The sequence below is a fragment of the Pseudomonas sp. HP_14 genome (genome assembly GCF_055283875.1).
The window spans coordinates 190,660-209,226 of sequence record NZ_JBTOQI010000033.1 but is presented as its reverse complement, the minus strand read 5'-3'; the positions used below and the strand labels follow the sequence as shown (position 1 = coordinate 209,226).

Here is an 18,567-nt window from a genome sequence, read left to right as displayed (position 1 = left end):
TGTAACCATCACAGAGCGCCTGTACTGCGTGGCCCGCTGCCGGTATTGGCACTGTTGCTGGCGCGCTCGACGGTGGTTTCCCCAGGCTTGGCCCGGCCGGCGTCTTCTTCGCTGTGCAGGTCCTTCTTGTTTCGTGAGCCTTTAATGGCGTAGCCCTTGGCACTCATGTCATCACGTACCGGTTTGTCCACCAGCGGCCGCACCAGGAGACCGCCTGGCGTCATGCTGATCGGCCGGTGCTCCTCTTCCTGGCTGTACTTGAGGTCCAGCGATGCCAGTACCACCGAATCGGTGACCGATGCGCTGCTTTTGGCGCTGAACAGCAGGCTGGGCGTCGCCTTGGCGTCGGTCTGTGTTGCGCCGCGTAGCAAGGTGAAGCGCTTGATCCGCACGTTGTCGTCATTTCTCAAGGCTTCTTCGAGTTTTTCCTGAATTTTCGGGTCCTGTGTGTTCAGACTGCTCTCGATGCTTTCCAGTACTTTGGGCTTAAGCTCCAGAGTCACCTCCATGGACGTAGGCCCCGTGTGTTCCGCACGGCGGGCCATTTCCTGAAGCACGGGGCTCTTGTTGATGAAGGTGGCGATCGCGTTAGCGTTCTGGGTTGAGGTCCTGTCGCGCCAAGGGGCTGAGTCACCGACCAGACCACCTTTGCGCAGTTGCAATCCAGTATTGGTGAACTTGTGTTCGCCAGATGCCAGCAGGCGTCCGCCGCTTTTGGACAGTTCGTTGTTCTTGACCAGTTGCTGGACGCTGTAACGCAGCTCTTGCAGCGTCTCGTTGTCGTGAGGCAGATTGTCGAGATGGTTGACCACGCCCTTTAGTGCCGCCAGATGGCCTTCCGGATCTGCGACTTTCTCGCCTGCATCAATGGCTTTGGTGGCTTTTTCCAGCAGTTTGGAATTCTCCGTCGCCTTGATATCGGCTTTCATTGCGACAGCCAGGGTTCGAGCGTCGCTGAGTACCTTGTTACGCTGCTCTTGGGTCGGCGCTGCAGGCAGGCTGGCGATGGCCTTTTGCAACGCGTCGACCTCATCATTCTTGGGCATGCTGTCATTCAGACGCGGCAACAGCGTGCTCAAGTTAGCCACGCGCTCGCGCGCTGGCCGCGGTGGCACGGGTGGCGGCAAGGCGCGGCTTCCCAGAGGGCTTGAGGGCAGGGTCGCCGAGGCCTGTGTTGGCGCGGGTGCGCAGCGTTCCAGTTCGGTCAGCAGGGCTTTTCGCTCTGCCAGTGCCTTGGCAATCTCTTTGTCTTTGAGCACCTTGCCCAAGGACTTTTCCACGTCGTGCAACTGAGGTGTGGTCACAGCCTTGCCGGGCTTGAAGTTGAGGGTGAATTTGTCGTTTTTGGCCCGGTCCAGCGCGAAGCTGACGCTGAGAGCATCGGGCAGGACGGTCTGGCCGATCAGAATATGATTATTCACACCCATGTTGTTGGCCGTCTGGTCGGGATGAACGTTGCCATTGGTAGCCAACCCTACCCGGGCATAAGCCCCTGCGCTGGCGGAGGGCAGTACGTCGAAGGCGCGTTTTACCGCGTGAGCATCTTGACCTTCGCCCTTGTGGGTAGTGACCTTGGTGTTGGAATAGCTCACCAGTGTGGCTTCTGCGTTTATCCCGGCAGTGGCGCGCAGAAAGGCGTTCCATACGCCGCCGCTTTCGTTGCGCAGCATCGTACCGCCCAGGTTCAGGCGTCCCAGGTCGATACCACTACCGACGCCTATCGCCCCTTGGTTAACTTTGCTTTTTTCCACCGAACCACCTTTGTCCTGGCCCAGGCGATACAAGTCGGCCAGCGAAGCACTGGGATCCAGCAGGTTCTCCATGATGTTAGCCATGCTTGCATTGCTGGCAGTCAACCAGCCTGCTATTGCGCGGCTTTGAGTCAGTTTGAAACTGGCGTCGGCACTGTACAATTCGCCGCCACTGCTTGGATTGCCCTTCGGCTCGGAGCTGAACAAGCGTGAGAAAACCGCCGAGGGCGCGTGGTAGTAGCCGACGTTCAGGAACTCGTTTGTGCTGTGGCTGTTTTTCAGGCCCAGTGTCGTTGCACCTTCACCGCCTTCGGTTTCCAGGCTGATCCCGTGTTCACGCCCGGCGCCAAAGTTAAAGTAAATTCCGCCGCCGTCCGGGGTTAGTGGGACGAACATCGCCGGTGATGTCAGAGTTGCGCCCTTGCTGCGCAGCAGTGACGTTGCGTCGCCAACCTGAAGGTTGCCGAAATGGTCGCCGATGGCGTGCAGGTCCTCGGAGAACGAGCGCGTGGTGTTGTAATTCAGACCATGCCGGCCGGTGAGTTCACGGGCTACGGTATCGCGGGCCTGGTGCAGTTTTTCCAGTTCGCGATGGCTGACGATACCGTTGTCGCTGAACAGTTTGATGTCGCTGTTTTCATAGGCCATGCGCAGGCCCTGTAACTGATCCAGCGTGGTGCTGCTGCCGGGCCTGGCATCTGCCTGCGCGCTGGTCGTGACGCCGTCTCTTGCGACTCGTCCGAGTAAATCGCCCACTTGATGCAGCGTCTGGGCATCCAGCAGCACGCGGTCCTCCAGCAGGCTGCTCGGGCTCTTGTTGCGGCCTGTGTTGTCCAGGTTCGGTTCTTGTTGGCGGGTTGGCAGCTTCAAGCCCAGGCTCGTCAACTCATCGAGTTTGGTCCGCGCCTTGCTGGTGGGACCGAGCCCGCTGGTGCGCAGTGCATCGGCCATGACGCTGACCGCACCGGTGGCGCTGGCATTGGGCACGGGTGGTTTCAAGGCATCACCGCGTTCATCGAGCAGCCCGTGAATCTGACCCAGACGGACGATGGCCTGGTAGCTGCTGTCCTCGACGCCCTCATGCAGGGCCTTGAGGTTTTTATGCAGTTGCGCCTGTTCCTGCTCGGCGCGGGTTTGCGGCACAGCATCGCTTTTCAGCCGTGCGATCCCTGTCTCCAGCACCGGCCCGCCGGGTCTGGCTCTACTGAAACTTTGATAAAGCCGCAGCGACTCCTGATAGATCGGGTTCATACCCGCACGGTCGCGCGCGCCAGAGGTCAGGGCATGGTTGCCCGCAGCCTGCAGCTTCTGCTTGATGCTTTCGCCTGAATTGAAGGCTTGCTTGAGTTCTTTGGCGTTTGCCTTGGGCGTTTCCAACGGGTGGAAGTGGTGTTGATAGGAATCGCCCATCTTGCGAAACCCTTCGGCAGCGGTCTTGAAGATGTTTTTTGTGCCACCGGTACGCACATTGTCGGTGGTCGAACCGAACATGGTGGTAGTCGCCGAGCCGTTGGCGTTGCCGATTTTGGTTGTTTTGTGATTGCGCGCCTGCATGCTTTCCATCTGGCTGTTGGCCGTCGGATTGGCCTGTGCCTTGGCCGGACGCAGCACTATTTCACCGAGGCGGCCGTAGGACAGTTCCAGCGAATGGCTGGAGGGCTCGGGCTGAACCGTCTGACCGTTGGCATCTGTGGTGCGGGGATGCGACAGCGTGGCTTCGATCACCGGGCGCTTGTTTGGCCCCATTTCGACCTTGTCGATATTCACCCGGATGCCAGGCAGTTGCGTCGAGGTCAGGGATACCCCGGGCAGTTGCGCCACGGTGGCCTTGACCTGATCCTTGAGCGTGTCGACGCCATCGTCGTCAGGTTCTTCGGCAATGCTGGTCAAGCCGGTTGGCAATGCGGCAACCGTGCCTTGGGCGGCCGCGCGGGCTTGCAGGCCGGCCGGCTTCCACGCTGCAGTCTCGCCTTGATGGTTTTGGGTCCACTGATCGTGGGGCAGGCGATACAGGTTGTCGCCCGCCGTCACATAAAGGTGACGGGCCTGATCAAGCGCCACGCTGGTGACAGGCAACTCGGCGCCTTCGACATCACGCGGGAATGGAATGTCGACATTAAGCCCGTCGATGCTGGCTTTGAGCTTCGTTGGTGCACCTGAGGCGGCCTGGGTGAGCACGGCGAAATTCTTGTCGTCGAGCACCGCGCAGTGGCTGACCTTCTCTTCGCTCAATGTTCGGCCCACCTCAGCAGCGGTCGAGCGCCCCAACGCCACCGGGTCACCGTTGCCCAGCTTCAGCTTGGGTTGCGCGAAGCTGGCTTCCACGGCCTTGGGTTTGCCGTCTTGAATGACATACGGCTTGTCGTCGAGGCCACGCACCAATTGACTGACACCGTGGACATGGAGCTTGTCCCAACTCTGGGTGGTTTCGTTCCAGCCGCACAGATCGCCGGTTTTGTTCAGCCCCAGCGCAGCGCCGCCGTGCAGGCGGACTTGCGTGTCATCGACACCGATGCGTTCCGGCAGGCCGTTCTGGTTGACCAGATGCATCTGCTCGCTCAGCCGCCAACCGGGGCCCATTCTGCATTGGGTCGGCTCATCTTTATTCGGGGTGGTCATCGGCTGAATGAGCGGCGCACTGTGGCGTAAGCCTACGCCGTCACGTATTACCGCCTTGAGCGTACCGGCATCTGCAATGAAGCCCTCGATCGCCGCTTTGTCGGCGGCCTCGGTGCCGATCGCCTGATTCAAGCTAGGTTTCACTTCCTGCAGTGTCATGGTGGCTTTTGACTGCCAGTCATCGTTGAGCAGCTTGTGATGCAGCCCACCTTCCTTGTCCAGTACAAACAGCGTCGCCTTGCCATACTGATGACTGGGCTTGAGCAACCCGACGCGCTGGACATCGATAGCGGTGCCATCGTGCTTGAGCAGGCTTAGCTCCACACCTTTTTTGCGATCAGTGCCTTCGGTGAGGTGAATCTTGCCGTTACGCTTTAACTGGACCTCATGGCTCTTGATCGCGCTGTGGTCGCGTATGTCGTCCTTGTGGCGATACTTGATCATCTCGCCGCGCTGATCCAGCGACAACCGTGAGATGTTGTCCTGCACGGGCTGCGCCTTGGCCCAGCGCTGTGCTGTTCGGTCAAAGCTGTACAAAGTGCGATTGTGCAACGTGTGCTGGACATTGTGCTTGTCGGTGAAAATGCCGCTGCTTTCTGCCTGGTGGCCTTTGCCTGCCGCGATCAGCGTGCTGACCCCTTGGGGCATCGACGACTTCAATGCACTGATCACCGCATCGCTTTGCTGCAACTGGTGATAGTGGCCATCCTGATCCTGCATCTGGTAGCCCTTCACGCCGATGCCAGTCTCATGCTGATTAAGCGCGCGAATGTTCTTGTAGCTGCCTTCGGCGTTGAGCTTTTGCGTGATCGCGTGCGCGGAACTGGAGTTGACCATCTGCAGGCCGGAAGTCTGGCCGTCCCGCGGTACCCGCATCAGGTTGTCGTGCCACTCGCGTTGTTCATGCTTGCCGACGTCCCGCTGGCGGGCTCGAAACATACCGGTGACTTTGCTGCCCGCCTTCATCAGTGAGTTCGCCACACCAACATGGGATGTGCGATCACGAAGCTGGTTGAGTTTCGGGGCCTTGCCCTGACTGTGCAGCGGTGGCGCGGCAGGGGGCTGCTGGACGGTCTGGGATTGGCCATGCAGGCGCGATAGTAGTGAGTTAATCATTCCGTGAATGCTCGTCTCAGGGCTGTTACTGGTGTGTGGTCTATCGTCCTGAAACGGTTCCAAAGGCTCTGAAAAGGCTTTTCAACGCCGCCGACATTTTGGGTCAGAGCATGTCGATATCGTTGGCCAGGATGACTTCACGCTTGGCTTCGTCGTCCAGTTGCTTGATCACGCCATAGATCTGCGCCACCGCCTGGAGAGTGTCGCGCGGGATGAAGCGGCCTTCGGGCACGCGGTACAGAACACGGGCAAGCCACACGCACTGGACCACCGGAATTCGTTCGCGCTTGGCTTCGTCGATCAGCGCCAGGGCGCCGGCATCCAGGTGCTTGCAATGGATGCGCGGCAGGGCCGTTTCGCCAGGTTTGTAATACAGGGCGACCGCATAGTGGGTCGGATTGACGATTAAAACATCGGCATCCTTGACCGGTTTGGGCGGGGCCTTGGGGGCCTGATTCAGCAACTCGTGGGCGAGTTGGCGGCGGTGGCCCTTGACCTCGGGGTTGCCCTCGGAGTTTTTGTATTCCTGTTTGATGTCTTCCATGCTCATGCGCAGTTGCTTGGCGTGGAAATACTTCTGGATGGCAAAGTCCGCCACGGCGAGTACCAGCAATATCCCGCAAGTCACCCGCAAAATCCGGTGGAACAGCGTCGACAGGGCGTGCCAGAACGTCACCAGATCGGTGTGCACCAGGCTGACCAGGGTGCCCAGCGCCGGTTCGACGATAAACCACATGACGGTTGCAATGATCGCGGCCTTGACCACGCCGGACAACGACGTGACCAGGCTGCGCAGGGTGAACATTTGCTTGAGGTGGCTGAACGGGTTGAGCTTTTCCATGCTCGGCTTGAGCGCCTCGGGGGCGAACAGGAAGCCGAATTGCATCCAGCCCCCGACCAGACGCATAAGCATGGCAACGCCCACGCTCAACGCCGCAAAAGCAGCCACCAGCCACACGCCCTGAGTGACCACTTCGCCCACGGTGCGCAGAAAGGGTTGATCCATGCGTGTCATCGCAAGGTTGATCAGCGCCTGCAGCTTTTCCATGCTGACGTCGGCCATGCCCAACGTGATTTCACTGACCACGACCAGGATCAGCAGCTTGGGCAGATCCTGGCTCTGCGCCACTTGCCCGCGCTTGCGAGCATCGCGAATCTGCTTGGGCGTGGCGTCCTGATTTTTCTCGCTCATGGCGCCGGTTCGCGAGGGCCCGGGACCATCAGCAGCAGGGTATGCCGTACGTCCTTGAGCAGTTCAAGGCGCTCGGTGCCCAGGTCCATCAGGGTCGGCAGGTAAATCACCAGGAACGCGAGGCCGATTACGCACTTGGCCGGCATTGCGAGGATAAACACGTTCAGCTGTGGGCTGTAGATACCGATCAACGCCATCGCCGCTTCGACCATCAGCAGCAAGGCAATAAAAGGTGCCGAATACAGCAGTAAGTGGGTGAAGGTGTCCTGCAAGATGCCCAGGTAGACGTCGAAGCCTTGTGCCTGCAACGCTGGCCACCAGCTCGTTGCGGGCCATATCTGATAGCTGTCCCAGATCACCTGCATCAGCAGCGGCAATCCGCCAATGATCATCAACAGCATGATCATGGTTTCTTCGAACAGATGCGATAACGGCGTGACATCGGCACCCAGCGCCGGATTGAGCTGGCCGCCTGTCAGCGCGCCACGCTGGTTGTCGAGCAGCACACCCACCGCACTGAACAAAAAGAACGGCAGGTAAAGCACCAGGCCCATCAAGGTACCGAGCACCATTTCCTTGAAGATCAGAAAGAAGATGTCCGACCACGACTTGCCCAGCTGACTCAATTCCTGGCCGATACCCGGGGCGGGGATCAGCGCCAGTGCCGTCAGTACGGCATAGCGCGGCAAGCCTTTGAGGTGCTTGAACAGGAACGCAGGCACCAGAAACATGCACGGGTAGAGGCGGGCCATGGACAAGGCGATGCCATTGAGCAGCTCGTAAGCGAACTGTGCGTCGAACATGCTCAGCCCTTACCGGTCTGGGCAATCATGTTGAACGCCATGTTGGTCAGTTGAATCAGCTCGACGCCGATCCAGCGGCCGGTCATTGCCAGGGTCACGCCCACTGCGAGCAACTTGAGGCCGAACGGCAGGGTTTGATCCTGGACTTGCATCAGTGCCTGGACCAGTGAAGTCAGCACGCCTACCGCGACCGCTACGATCAACGGCGGTGCGGTCAACAGCACCACCAGGATCATGCCCTGTTTGAACAGGTTCAAGGCTTCCATCGCGACCTCACATATAGGAGTAGAAGAGGCTGTCGAGCAAGCGCGTCCAACCGCTGACCAGCACGAAGAGCAGGATTTTCAAGGGGAGGGAAATGGTCATCGGCGAGACCATTTGCATGCCCAGCGCGAGCAGCAGGTTGGAGACGATCAGGTCAATGACGATGAACGGGATATAGATCAGAAAGCCGATTTCAAACGCCGCTTGCAGCTCCGATAGCACGAACGCGGGGATCAGCAGCAACAGGTCTTCGCGGCTGGCGGCGTCGGCCATCGCCTTGGGCCACATGCGCAGGGCGTTTTCGTGCAGATGAGTCAGCACGTCGGGCTCCACATTGTGGGTCATGAACGCCTGAAGAGGAGCGAGCAGCGCCTGCGCGCTCTTGCCCAGGCCTTTGGTGTCATTCAGTTGCAGCGGATGCTCTTGAGCAATGGTGGACATTTCAGAAAACACCGGCGCCATGACAAACAGCGTGGCGGCGAGGGCAATGCCATACAGCGCCATGTTCGGTGGCACTTGCTGCACGCCGATGGCGTTGCGGGTGATGAGCAGTACGGAAGCGATTTTTAAAAACGAAGTGCAGACCACGAGCAGAAAGGGCAGCAGGGACAACGCGCCGAGAAACAGCGCCAGCATGATTGGATTAGTGTCATTGAGCGTCATCCGCGCTCATCCATCTGGGTAATCTGCAAACCGAGACGGCCTTCCACATCAACCAGTTCACCCTGGGCCAGCCTTCGCTCACCATAGTAGAGACCGGCCAGCCCAGGCGTAACACCGGGGACTTCAAGGATCGCGCCGGGTGCCAGGGCCGCGAGTTCGCCCAGCGTCAAGCGGATCTGGCCGCAACGCAGGGTCAGGGGCATCGCCAGGTCGGCGAACGCTTCGGTAGGGCTTGCCGGCGACTGAGGCGCCTGATCGGCCTGATCTGCATAGTCATCTTCGTCTTCAAACTGCCCGGCAGGCTCGGAGTAGTACTGATCGGCATCGGCATCCGACTCTTCAGCGAAAGCGTTTTCGGCATCGACCTCATGGGCATAGCCGTCTTCATCCGCCCAAGGGTCGGTGTACTCGGCAATCGGTTCGTCACGCTCATCACGGTCTGCCACCGTCGTCTCCTCGATTTCCAGAACTTCCAGTTGCAACCGTTCGGGCTGTTCGCAAACACGGACCCGGAGAAGGCGCTGCCCCAGGTTCAACACACCAAAACCTGCGGTGTCGAAGTCAGCTTCGGTGGGGCACAGCACGTCACCGGGTCGCAAGGTTTCGAGCGTTTGCCGGGGCAGATTCAGACTGCCCAGGCGCAGCGCGAAAGCCAGCGTTAACCCTGAGTGGTCGCGTGGTGGATTTACGTTCCATGTGGGCTGGTCGAGCCAATCGGCGAGCGCAGGGGCGGGAACTACGAGCACACTGTCGACGCGACCCTGACTCAATTGCAGGGTCATCTCGCAGTACACCCAGTCGGCCTGCGTTGTTTCAGCGGCTGACAGCGGTTTCAGTGTGCCCAGAACAGCGGCCAGTTCTGCCGACAGGCCTGCGTTGTATAGCGGCCATAGCCAGCCGTCGTCGGCGTCGGCACTCAAAAAAACAGGGCAGCTCGACCAGGCATTGAGCACCGGCTGAGCATCGCTGAGCCCAAGTGTTCCTAATGCGCTGTCGAAGCAATGCAGCTCAGTGGCAACAGGCGCGCGGCGGCTGGCTTTGAGCGTCAGACGAGCCGTCTCGCCGTTCACGGTGAAGGCCATCCACGGCTCACCGGCCAATTTGCGCGACAGACGGGCCTGAACATGGCTGACCTGCCGCAGAGGCAGCGTCAGGGCATTCATGCGCACCCCTTGTGACGCACGCTGAGGTTGACGGGCTGACACAGTGCTCGGCTCAGATCGTCCTGGCAGCGCGGGTGGTTCTGGCGCAAATGCTCGGCGGCATGCGCTTCGGCACAGTCCAGATCAATGTCCCAGCCGCGTGGTGAACGATTGCGTGCATTCAGACCGATACGGCCCAGGTTCGGCATGAACAGTGTGGCTTGCAGTGCCTGACCGTTGCCAGCGGGCAGGCGCCCGGCCAGGTCATCGACCAGTTGGTTCCAGGCGGCGAAACCTGCGCTACCCATGCCATCAGCCTGGCCTGCGCCAGACTGGCCGCCTGAGCCGCCTTGCCCCTGGCCACTCATGCCGCCCAATGGCGCCAGCAGTTGCTGGAAAAATAGCCCGTCGGCCATGCGTTCGGATTCGCCATGTCGGGCTTTACCGCTGTCTCGCGCCGGGGCCTCCCGAGGCCGATCAAGTTCGTTGGGGCCACGGCTTTGAGGGCGAGCACCTTGCGGCTGCGGTCTGTCGCGAGACGTATCGTGCTGTGGCTCTTGCCGTTCCGGCTTGGCGGGCGCGCGATGCTCGAGAATGGCGTGTGCAGGGCTGCTGAGATTCATGTCGTCTCCTTTGGCAGAGCCAGGGTTTCGCGCAGGCAGGCCAGTTTTTCCAGGGCACGCTGGCTGGCGCGCAATTGAGCCTGGGCTTCGCTGACACGCACGTGCTGGGCATCAAGTTCAAGATTCAGGCGCTGGACGTGCACGCGCAGCTCGGTTTGTCGGTCCATGAGGTGTTGCTCTTGCTGGTGCCACTGCTGAATGGCGTTGAGGCTCATGACTTGGCCCTCACACTGCAATGCCAAGGCCTTGCGTACCTGTTTTTGCTGGCGCAGGTCTTCGGCGCAGTCGTTATCAGCCTCTTCTATCGCCGCCTGCATCTGCTCGGCTTCCTGCCGGGCTTCGCGACAGCGGCGCTCCAGGCTGTGCTTGCGCAATTCGCGCAGCGGCGAGAGCAAGGTCACCACCTCGACCAGCGCATCACGCTGCGGGTCGGCATCCGGCGCAGCTTCTTCAACAGACGGTCTACGGCGCATGGGCGGTCAACGCATAAAGTTGTTCAAGGGTGTCTTGCAGATCCAGCGGTTCGCGCAGGTCCTGTTGCAAAAACTCGTTGATCTGCTCGTGCAACTGCACGGCGCAGTCAGTCATTGCATCGTTGCCGGGGGTGTACTCGCCCAGACGCAGGAGCATTTCCACTTGCTGATAAGCAGCCAGTAAACGGCGCAGGGTGATATTGCCGCGCTGATGTTGCTTGTCGGTCACGCTGCTGGTGATCCGGCTGAGGCTGGCCTGCACGTCGATGGCTGGATAATGGCCGCGCTCGGCGAGCTTGCGTGACATCACGATGTGGCCGTCGATCAGCGAGCGGACTTCGTCTGCCACCGGGTCGTTCATCGAGTCCTGTTCGATCAGCACGGTATAGATCGCGGTGATCGAGCCTTGCTCGCTACGTCCGGCCCGCTCCACCAGGCGCGGCAGCAGGGTATAGACCGAGGGCGGCAGGCCACCGCGCCCCAGGGGTTCGCCCGCTGCAATGCCGATCTCGCGTTGGGCCCGGGCGAAGCGGGTCAGCGAGTCGACGAGCAGCAGCACGCGCTTGCCCTTCTGCCGGTAGGCCTCGGCAATGGCAGTGGTGGTAAAGGCTGCGCGGGCGCGCTCCATGCTTGATCGGTCCGAAGTGGCGCAGACCAGCACCGAACGCGAACGCAGCTCTTCGTCCAGTTCGTGATCGAGAAACTCGCGTAGTTCACGACCGCGTTCGCCGATCAGGCCAAATACGATGACGTCGCACGGCATATTGCGCGCCAGCTCCGCGAGCAGCGTGGTCTTGCCGCAGCCTGCACCGGCGAACAGCCCGACGCGCTGACCTTCACCCAGGGTAATGGCCGCGTCGATGGCACGCAGCCCGGTGGGCATCGCGTCGACGATACGCGGCCGCTGTGTGGGTGGAATGGCGTCGCAAATCACCGGCTGGGTCGGGCGATGGTCACCTGGCAAGGCGAACGCACCGTCGCCCTGGCCGTCAAGGCGGCGACCAAAACCATCCAGCACGCTGCCGAGCAGGCTGTCGTCGACACTCACCGAATGGACAACGCCCAGCGGCTCGATCCGTGCGCCTTGCTCAATGCCTTCTGGCGTACCCAAAGCGCTAAGCAGCGTGCAGTTTTCGGTGAAGCCGACGATCTCCGCCAGCATCGCCTCGCCACCGGTTTTATAAACGCGGCACAGGTCGCCGATGCGTACTGCCGGAACCTGGCATTCGAGCAGGATGCCGTTGACTGCGCTGACCCGACCGCTGACCACCACTGGCGAGAGCTTGTTCAGGCGCGTTCTATAGGCGTCGGCCCACTCTGCCAACGGGACGCTCTCGGCCAGCGCTGCGCTCACCATTTCACCTCATAGTGCTCGTCGCCATCGAACTCGACGTGGTCCTTGTCGATCTTGGTCAGACGCAGGCCATCCACTTCATCGCCCAGAAATAACCGACGGTTGTCAGCCAACACCACGTGGGCACGCTTGCCACTGGTGATCTGCACAATATCGAAGGGCAGTTTGCGACCGAACGGCTTGACCTGATCGAGCACTGCAACCTCGGTTTTCTGCTGTTGGGCGAAGCGTTCCAGCATGCGTTTGTAGAGCGCCATTTGTTCCGGTGTTAACGAACCTTTGAGCACGATGCCTTCGGCGCTGGTGTTCACGCTGACGGTATCGCGCAGTTCGCGTTCGCGAAGCATGGTTTGCAGCTTTTCGGCGGTGTCTTTCGCGCTCAGTGCTGCTGGCTCGCGGGGCTGTGTGGCCGGACGCGAAGCGCTGACTGGCCCCGGTGTGGTCAATGCCCATGCACTGCCCGCCAGCGTCACCACGATTCCTGCAATGGCCAGGCGCTTGTGCAGCGCGGGGCGTTTGGCGGGCTGTGAGGGCGCCGGTGGGGGCTGAGATTCGGCGCTGGATTCGCCGAAGCCTGACTGGGCGGATGCGCCGGATGGTTTGGGATCGACGACGGCTGGCCACTGCGCAGAACTGGGCATGATGCTCAACTGCACGGTGCCCAACCAGAACATTTGTTCGGCGGTCAGCGCATTCAGGCTGTCACAGGGCTGGCCTTGTTCGTCGAGCAGCGAGCCGTCTTCGGCCTCCAGGCGCCAGGTTTCACCGTCGCACGTCAAACGACAATGGCGTCGGGCAATACCGGGGTCCTGCAGCAGTAGGTCGTGCTGTTCGTCGCTCCCGACCAGCCAATGGTCGCCAATCAGCGGTAAGGCCGCACCGCGGTGCAAGCCGTTCAATACGCGCAGTTCGTACATTACTCACTCCTCGAACGGGTAGGCAGACTCATGCCGCATTTTCATCGGCTATGGTTTGCAGTTGGTCGTCCAGGTCGAGGCGGCCGAGCACCTTGACCTGCGCCGTGCTGTTGAGCTCGGCGAAAGACAGCACGGGAATTTCATGGAATTCGTCCTGCAACAACGTGCGCAACGGACTGCGCAGGTCCTGTGCAACCAGCAACACGGCCATCGCCTTCGAACGACGCGGGAAGGCCTGGCGCAGTTGATCAACCAACTGCTGACTGGCTTCGGCGGGCAGGGCGAAGAAAGTTTCGTTCTGGGTCTGGCGCTGGCTGTCACGCATCAAGTGCTCGCTTTCCGGTGACAGCAGCCAGACCTGCAGGCCTTCCGGGCCGCAGTATTGATGGAAGATCAATGATTTGAGCGCGATGCGAACGTAGTCCGTCAGGGCGCCGATTTCGCGCTCATGCTGGCCGTGCTCGATCAGTGCCTCGGCAATCAGGCGAATTGCGCGCAGTGGCACGCACTCGCTGGCAAGGCGTTGCAATACCGCAGAGAAACGGGCGAGAGGAAGGACCCGCTGCATCTCTTGGGCGAGTTCAGGCTGATCGCGCTCCAGCCAACTGAGGATCGCTTTGCTTTCCTGCAGTCCGATGAATTGTGGGCCACAGGCCTGCATGGCGCGGAACATGCGTTCGACGATCAGTTGGGTAGAGGTGCTGGGGTGCAACTCGGGCTCTTGCAGCGTGGGATCGTCGGCCGGTATCCAGAGCAGGTCGGCCTCTTCGCGTGCAACATTTCCGGGATGGGCGTTGATGGGGGCCGCGGCCAGTAGCTGTCGTTCTACGGCCAGAAAGTCCTGAGTGAACGTGGCTTTGATCACGGGCACTTCGTACACCAGAAAGCGGAATTCGTCTGCTGACAAATGCCCGGCGTACTCGATGTCGAAAGAGGGCAGAGTGATGCCGAACTGCGCCACGAGTTGGTTGCGGCGCTGCCGTACCTGACTGATCAGCGCCATGATCTCCGTCTGGTCCTGGCCTGGATTGAACTGCAGCAGGAAGGTGCGGCAGGGGAAGAACTCACGGATGTCCCGGTCACCATTCTGTTCCGGAGGGACGTAGGCGGCGACGGCCTGGACCTTGGGGCTGCGGCTGCGCATCAGGCACACGCCCAGCGTACCGACAAGGATGGAAATGATCACGAAGACCAGGGTCGGCATGCCCGGCAATGCCGCGAAACCGAGCATGGCGACTGCCGCAATGACCAGTGATTTCGGTTGCGCACCCAACTGCTTGGCGATGTCGCCGCCGATGTTGGAGTTTTCGTCGCTTTCCTCATTAGGTACACGCGTGATGATCATGCCGGCGGTGACCGAAATCAGCAGCGCCGGAATTTGCGCGATCAGGCCATCGCCAATGGTCAGTACTGAATAAAGATGCATAGCGTCGCTAGCGCTCATGCCGTGCTGCATCACACCAATCGAGATGCCGCCGATCAGGTTGATCGCGACGATGATCAGGCCTGCAATGGCGTCGCCGTTGACGAATTTCATCGCGCCATCCATGGCGCCGAACAGCTGGCTTTCCTTGCCCAGATCCGCTCGACGCTGGCGGGCCTGATCGACGCTGATGAGTCCGGCGCGCAGATCGCTGTCGATGGACATCTGCTTGCCGGGCATCGCGTCCAGAGTGAAGCGCGCGCCCACTTCTGCAACCCGCTCAGAGCCTTTGGTGATGACCAGGAAGTTCACAATGGTCAGGATCAGGAAGATGACCATGCCCACCGCCAGGTTGCCGCCGACGACGAAGTTGCCGAAGGCTTCGACGATGTGCCCGGCATCCTGTTCGAGCAGGATCAGCCGGGTAGTCGCGATCGACAAGGCGAGGCGGAACATGGTTGTCAGCAACAGCACCGCCGGAAACGTCGAAAACGCCAAGGGCTTGGGCAATTGCATCGCCAGCATGATGAGCAGGCAGGACACACAGATGTTTACGGCAATCAGGACATCCACCAGCCCCGTAGGCAGGGGTGTGATGAACATGAAGACGATACCGATGACGATGATTGCGCCTGCAACTTCCGAACGTTTGGAGGCGGCGATCGCCACCCGGGTCAAGCCATTGAGCACGGCATTCATAAACGGCTACTCCGGTCTGGCAGGGCCTTGCGCTCGCTTTGCCCGAGTTCGTCCATGATCAGCAAAACGTTGCGCAACGAGGTCTGGCGACTCTTGTCGTCGCGCCATAGACCGTTGGGCAAGTCGGCCAGCAAATGACGCAGGCCATTGAGGAATGTCAGTTGCAGCGTCGGCGACGGGCCGCTGACTTTTTCCGAGAGTTGCTGGGTGTCGCGTACGTTCATCGACTGGTTGGCCAGTTGCATCAATTGACGCATCAGCAGTAGGCCGCTCAAGGTCATGGCCGGATTTTTGGCCGCCATGCGGCTGGCCAGGTCCGAACAGCCATGCACCAGATTGTTGAGTTGAGTGGTGCGCCCGAGGCTTTCCATCAACGAGCGCAATTTGCCCTCCTGGGGTAATTGCGCAAGGTTGGCGATGTCGTCGGCAAGGGCTTGCTGCAGAGCCCGCAGTCCTTTGATGAAGTGCTTCTCGCCGCACAGATGCAGCACCGCTTCCATGAAGTTGCCAAGGGACGGGTTCTTGATCAGGTGCTGGTAATAGATTTTGCGCAAGTTGTCGCGCAGATCCGGATCCTTCACTGCGTTGGTCAGCGCCGGGGCGATACTCAAACCGGTCTTGATTTCCTCACCGTGCTCGTCATCCAGTGCTTCAAGTTGCGCCTGGGCCTGTTCAGCCTCGGCATCGTTGCCCTGTTCTCTGGCCCGGTGAGCGACTTCGCTGAGCAGCAGGTGAGTCTTAAGCGGGTTGCCGCCTTGGTCCTTGACCATCTCCTTGACTGATTTCTGCTGGCGTAGCTGCTGACGCATTTTGTTCAACTGGGCGTTTTGCTGCGTCGGCGTGTGGTTGCCCATTCCCTGGAGCAACTGCTGCAGACTCATTGGCTGACTGCTGGCGTGCTGTCCACACACCACTTCGCGCTGGCTCAGAGGCTTGCTCATAGAAGCGAGTGCAGCGCTCATCTGCTGCATCATGTGCGCAGATTCGCTGTGCTGATGCACGCTGGTCGCCCCTGCTTTTGCGACAGGAGAAGCAGCGGGCTGCGGTGTCGCCGTATGCACAGTTGTGTGCGGCAAGGGGGTGATGTGGTTGAGGGACATAAGCCGTCTACGCGTCTGGAGAACACCTCTCTGTGTGGTCGCAGGCGCTATCCGGTTCCACGCAGCAAAAAGGCCAGCATGCAGGCCTGCGTGTGATCAGGAAGATTTGCAAGATGTTGCGAAGCTTTTCAGCGCCGCTTGCAACAGCTTGCGCACAAAGTATTTCGCGCTGCTTGTAAATTTCATAAAAATCAATGGGCTGAGACGTTTTTAGGGGCTGGCACAGGTTTCGCTATAGGGCTCTTAGTATCGTCGTGAAGCGCTCACGGCGAGGAACTAAGGGAATAATCCAGTATGAACGCGATGAACCAGAGCTTACTGCCCACGCGGACCGGCACCTCCTGCTTCGCTCAGTTGACCCAGCAACAACTCCAGAAACTGCAGAACTTCATACATAAGCGCGTCATCAATCAGGAAGATGCCGAAGACATTCTTCAGCAAACTTTCGTTGAAGCCCTGAATGCCGAAAGCCGCTTTTTGCAGCAGTGCAAACCTGAGACCTGGCTATGCGGTATCGCCCTGAACCTGATCCGTAATCATTTTCGCAAGCTCTACCGTCGGCCTATGCACATCGAGTTCGAAGAGCAACTTGCGCATGCCGAGCCAGGTCTGGATGTTTGCGGTCACATCGAGAGTTATCGAGACCTGGAGCGTACCGTCCAAGCCATCGCCGTGCTGCCCGCCGTCATGCGTCACACGCTGGAAGTCACTGTCGAGACCGAAGGCAGCTACCAGGATGCTGCCGATGTGTTGGGCGTGCCGATCGGTACAATTCGCTCCCGGCTGTCCAGAGCCCGGACGCAGTTGCGTGATAATCTGCCAGAAGGTTTTCGCGCGTGAGAGGTGAGCATGTCGAACTTCAAGATTGGAGGGCCGCGTCAAATACAGCCCGGCTTCGCGCCTGCGCCATTACGGGCCGCTCAAGATCCCCTTGACCAGAGCCTGCAAAGAGCCGGCAATGCTGCGTGGTCCGGTATGCCGGGCGCCCACGCGCATGCATTTCAGCGGTTTTCCGAGCGTCGGCGCATTGTCTTCGGTGTGCGGGCCAGAGCTTCGGGGCTGGTCCAATTGTGGGTCGACGGGCGGCCGCTGTGGGAACTCGACAATCCGGCGGGCTTCAGCCAGCCCGACTTTTTACCTTCGCCCAATGCCTTGCCCCAGAGCACAAGCCTTGTATTGAACGCCGTTCTGCTCAGCGACAGCCGCTTGCGTCAGATGCTTAACGAAGGTGAGTTGTTGGCCATGGGCAGGGAGCGCAACGGGGTTCAGAGTTTACAGACCCTGGGCATCGGCAATCAGATTCTTTCGCTCCTGGCCAGGCGCGAGAGCCCGGATCAGTGGAGCCTTTGGCAAGGAAGTACGCCCTTGACGCTAGGCCCCATACGGGATGAACCGCTCGGAAACGCCGGTGATTACGAACTTTTATTGCTGGCACCGCTGCTCGACTGCGGTGGCCCCAGTTACGCTGAAACCCAGCTCTGGAACGCTGCCTATCGGCGCAGCCTGGGCGACAGCCCCGAGCCCGATGACCCTGCGTGCGCCGAGCTGGCCGGTCGTATCGAAATGATCCTCGCCGCACTGGATGATGACGCCGCCGGGATCGCCCCGCTTGAGCAAGACATCAGGCCTCGTCCGGGCGGCCTGGCGGTGGATGATTTCCCCGCCGTTCTTTTCCTGCCACATCCCGTCGGCGACTACCCCTCCCAGTGCCTGATCGCTGATCGTAGCGAGCTCTATCGATTGCTGGACACCCTGCACAATGCCGGCCTGGCGCTCGATATCGATCCTGGCTGGCGTGACCTGATCGACTGATCGATTACATGCAACGTTTTCGCGTGCTGTGACCACACAGGTTGATGTGTGGTGACAGAAGCGGAGAGGTGATGATGAAAATCATGCTGTGCCTGGTCATGGTGTTGATGCCTTGTCTGGCGCAAGCGGCATGGCCTTCCCCTGGCGCTTGTTATCAGGCCCACAGGGCTGCAAGCCAGCGCCTGGCTCAGGCAATTGCAGATCAGGACAACGTCGGTGCAGCTAAATGGCGTGGGCAGCTGGCAACCATCGGTGCGCAATGCCGTGCTGCACAGCAAGCAGAGGATAACCGCCGGACTCAGCAGCGCTACCTCCAGGAGCGCCAGCAGCAAGAAGAACTCAACCAGCGGCGCTACCTTCAGCAGCGCCGACAGCAAGAACAACTCAACCAGCAGCGAAATGCCCAACGTCGCATTGTCGAGCAACAGCGCCTGCGCCAGCGGATTCAACAACAGCATCTCAACCAGCGCAACATGCCGGACATCCGTTACTGATGGCCGATGTTTGTCTGTCTACCGTCAAGGAAGCTTTATGAATATCAGCATCAGTGTTCGACTCTCAGGTGCCGCATTTAATGACGACGAAGGTGCTGCCGGTTCGCAGGGCAACCGGCAGG

Annotated in this window: 15 protein-coding genes; 3 read left to right on the top strand and 12 right to left on the bottom strand. The window is 60.1% G+C overall.

Features of this window, described 5'->3' with window-relative positions:
• Nucleotides 1–8 precede the first annotated feature (8 nt).
• The 12 genes from ACYASS_RS18605 to ACYASS_RS18550 all read right to left on the bottom strand — a co-directional run bounded on the left by ACYASS_RS18605 (nucleotide 9) and on the right by ACYASS_RS18550 (nucleotide 16,001).
• Nucleotides 9–5,486 carry an AvrE-family type 3 secretion system effector gene (locus ACYASS_RS18605; protein ID WP_463587185.1) on the bottom strand — a complete coding sequence of 1,826 codons (5,478 nt, stop codon included), beginning with the start codon at nucleotides 5,484–5,486 and terminating at the stop codon, nucleotides 9–11.
• Nucleotides 5,487–5,589: 103 nt separating this feature from the next.
• Nucleotides 5,590–6,678, bottom strand: coding sequence for a type III secretion system export apparatus subunit SctU (gene sctU, locus ACYASS_RS18600; RefSeq protein WP_463587184.1), 1,089 nt, complete (start codon nucleotides 6,676–6,678; stop codon nucleotides 5,590–5,592).
• Nucleotides 6,675–7,481 (bottom strand): type III secretion system export apparatus subunit SctT, encoded by an 807-nt coding sequence (gene sctT / locus ACYASS_RS18595; protein ID WP_463587183.1) that lies wholly within the window; start codon nucleotides 7,479–7,481, stop codon nucleotides 6,675–6,677. The genes sctU and sctT overlap by 4 nt, the downstream gene beginning before the upstream one ends.
• A 2-nt stretch (nucleotides 7,482–7,483) precedes the next feature.
• Nucleotides 7,484–7,747, bottom strand: a complete 264-nt coding sequence (gene sctS, locus ACYASS_RS18590; protein ID WP_095094667.1) for a type III secretion system export apparatus subunit SctS — start codon at nucleotides 7,745–7,747, stop codon at nucleotides 7,484–7,486.
• 7 nt (nucleotides 7,748–7,754) lie between these two features.
• A complete protein-coding gene (sctR, locus tag ACYASS_RS18585) occupies nucleotides 7,755–8,408 on the bottom strand; it encodes a type III secretion system export apparatus subunit SctR (protein WP_463587182.1) in 654 nt (217 codons plus the stop codon).
• Nucleotides 8,405–9,571 (bottom strand): FliM/FliN family flagellar motor switch protein, encoded by a 1,167-nt coding sequence (locus tag ACYASS_RS18580; protein ID WP_463587181.1) that lies wholly within the window; start codon nucleotides 9,569–9,571, stop codon nucleotides 8,405–8,407. The genes sctR and ACYASS_RS18580 overlap by 4 nt, the downstream gene beginning before the upstream one ends.
• On the bottom strand, nucleotides 9,568–10,173 hold the full coding sequence (locus ACYASS_RS18575; protein ID WP_463587180.1) for a type III secretion system HrpP C-terminal domain-containing protein: 606 nt from the start codon (nucleotides 10,171–10,173) through the stop codon (nucleotides 9,568–9,570). Before ACYASS_RS18575 ends, ACYASS_RS18580 begins: the two co-directional genes overlap by 4 nt.
• Complete coding sequence (locus ACYASS_RS18570) at nucleotides 10,170–10,646, bottom strand: hypothetical protein (protein WP_463587179.1); 477 nt, start codon at nucleotides 10,644–10,646, stop codon at nucleotides 10,170–10,172. The genes ACYASS_RS18575 and ACYASS_RS18570 overlap by 4 nt, the downstream gene beginning before the upstream one ends.
• Nucleotides 10,636–12,003, bottom strand: a complete 1,368-nt coding sequence (locus ACYASS_RS18565; RefSeq protein ID WP_463587178.1) for a FliI/YscN family ATPase — start codon at nucleotides 12,001–12,003, stop codon at nucleotides 10,636–10,638. The genes ACYASS_RS18570 and ACYASS_RS18565 overlap by 11 nt, the downstream gene beginning before the upstream one ends.
• Nucleotides 11,997–12,917 carry an FHA domain-containing protein gene (locus ACYASS_RS18560; protein WP_463587177.1) on the bottom strand — a complete coding sequence of 307 codons (921 nt, stop codon included), beginning with the start codon at nucleotides 12,915–12,917 and terminating at the stop codon, nucleotides 11,997–11,999. The genes ACYASS_RS18565 and ACYASS_RS18560 overlap by 7 nt, the downstream gene beginning before the upstream one ends.
• 28 nt (nucleotides 12,918–12,945) lie before the next feature.
• Nucleotides 12,946–15,039 carry a type III secretion system export apparatus subunit SctV gene (sctV, locus tag ACYASS_RS18555; protein WP_463587176.1) on the bottom strand — a complete coding sequence of 698 codons (2,094 nt, stop codon included), beginning with the start codon at nucleotides 15,037–15,039 and terminating at the stop codon, nucleotides 12,946–12,948.
• The gene (locus ACYASS_RS18550; protein WP_463587175.1) at nucleotides 15,036–16,001 is read right to left on the bottom strand and encodes a TyeA family type III secretion system gatekeeper subunit; all 966 of its coding nucleotides are present in this window, start codon (nucleotides 15,999–16,001) and stop codon (nucleotides 15,036–15,038) included. Before ACYASS_RS18550 ends, sctV begins: the two co-directional genes overlap by 4 nt.
• A gap of 432 nt (nucleotides 16,002–16,433) precedes the next feature.
• Here ACYASS_RS18550 and ACYASS_RS18545 point away from each other — a divergent pair, with 432 nt between their 5' ends.
• From ACYASS_RS18545 to ACYASS_RS18535, 3 genes are all read left to right on the top strand, one after another.
• Nucleotides 16,434–16,979 carry an RNA polymerase sigma factor gene (locus ACYASS_RS18545; RefSeq protein WP_463587174.1) on the top strand — a complete coding sequence of 182 codons (546 nt, stop codon included), beginning with the start codon at nucleotides 16,434–16,436 and terminating at the stop codon, nucleotides 16,977–16,979.
• Between the two features lie 9 nt (nucleotides 16,980–16,988).
• Nucleotides 16,989–17,951, top strand: coding sequence for a hypothetical protein (locus ACYASS_RS18540; protein ID WP_463587173.1), 963 nt, complete (start codon nucleotides 16,989–16,991; stop codon nucleotides 17,949–17,951).
• Between the two features lie 71 nt (nucleotides 17,952–18,022).
• Nucleotides 18,023–18,445: a hypothetical protein gene (locus tag ACYASS_RS18535; protein ID WP_463587172.1), complete on the top strand. Its 423-nt coding sequence runs from the start codon at nucleotides 18,023–18,025 to the stop codon at nucleotides 18,443–18,445.
• Nucleotides 18,446–18,567 lie beyond the last annotated feature (122 nt).

Coding starts and splice junctions, on each gene's coding strand:
- ACYASS_RS18605 (WP_463587185.1), bottom strand. CDS start 5,486: ATGATTAACTCACTACTATCGCGCCTGCATGGCCAATCCCAGACCGTC.
- sctU (WP_463587184.1), bottom strand. CDS start 6,678: ATGAGCGAGAAAAATCAGGACGCCACGCCCAAGCAGATTCGCGATGCT.
- sctT (WP_463587183.1), bottom strand. CDS start 7,481: ATGTTCGACGCACAGTTCGCTTACGAGCTGCTCAATGGCATCGCCTTG.
- sctS (WP_095094667.1), bottom strand. CDS start 7,747: ATGGAAGCCTTGAACCTGTTCAAACAGGGCATGATCCTGGTGGTGCTG.
- sctR (WP_463587182.1), bottom strand. CDS start 8,408: ATGACGCTCAATGACACTAATCCAATCATGCTGGCGCTGTTTCTCGGC.
- ACYASS_RS18580 (WP_463587181.1), bottom strand. CDS start 9,571: ATGAATGCCCTGACGCTGCCTCTGCGGCAGGTCAGCCATGTTCAGGCC.
- ACYASS_RS18575 (WP_463587180.1), bottom strand. CDS start 10,173: ATGAATCTCAGCAGCCCTGCACACGCCATTCTCGAGCATCGCGCGCCC.
- ACYASS_RS18570 (WP_463587179.1), bottom strand. CDS start 10,646: ATGCGCCGTAGACCGTCTGTTGAAGAAGCTGCGCCGGATGCCGACCCG.
- ACYASS_RS18565 (WP_463587178.1), bottom strand. CDS start 12,003: ATGGTGAGCGCAGCGCTGGCCGAGAGCGTCCCGTTGGCAGAGTGGGCC.
- ACYASS_RS18560 (WP_463587177.1), bottom strand. CDS start 12,917: ATGTACGAACTGCGCGTATTGAACGGCTTGCACCGCGGTGCGGCCTTA.
- sctV (WP_463587176.1), bottom strand. CDS start 15,039: ATGAATGCCGTGCTCAATGGCTTGACCCGGGTGGCGATCGCCGCCTCC.
- ACYASS_RS18550 (WP_463587175.1), bottom strand. CDS start 16,001: ATGAGCGCTGCACTCGCTTCTATGAGCAAGCCTCTGAGCCAGCGCGAA.
- ACYASS_RS18545 (WP_463587174.1), top strand. CDS start 16,434: ATGAACGCGATGAACCAGAGCTTACTGCCCACGCGGACCGGCACCTCC.
- ACYASS_RS18540 (WP_463587173.1), top strand. CDS start 16,989: ATGTCGAACTTCAAGATTGGAGGGCCGCGTCAAATACAGCCCGGCTTC.
- ACYASS_RS18535 (WP_463587172.1), top strand. CDS start 18,023: ATGATGAAAATCATGCTGTGCCTGGTCATGGTGTTGATGCCTTGTCTG.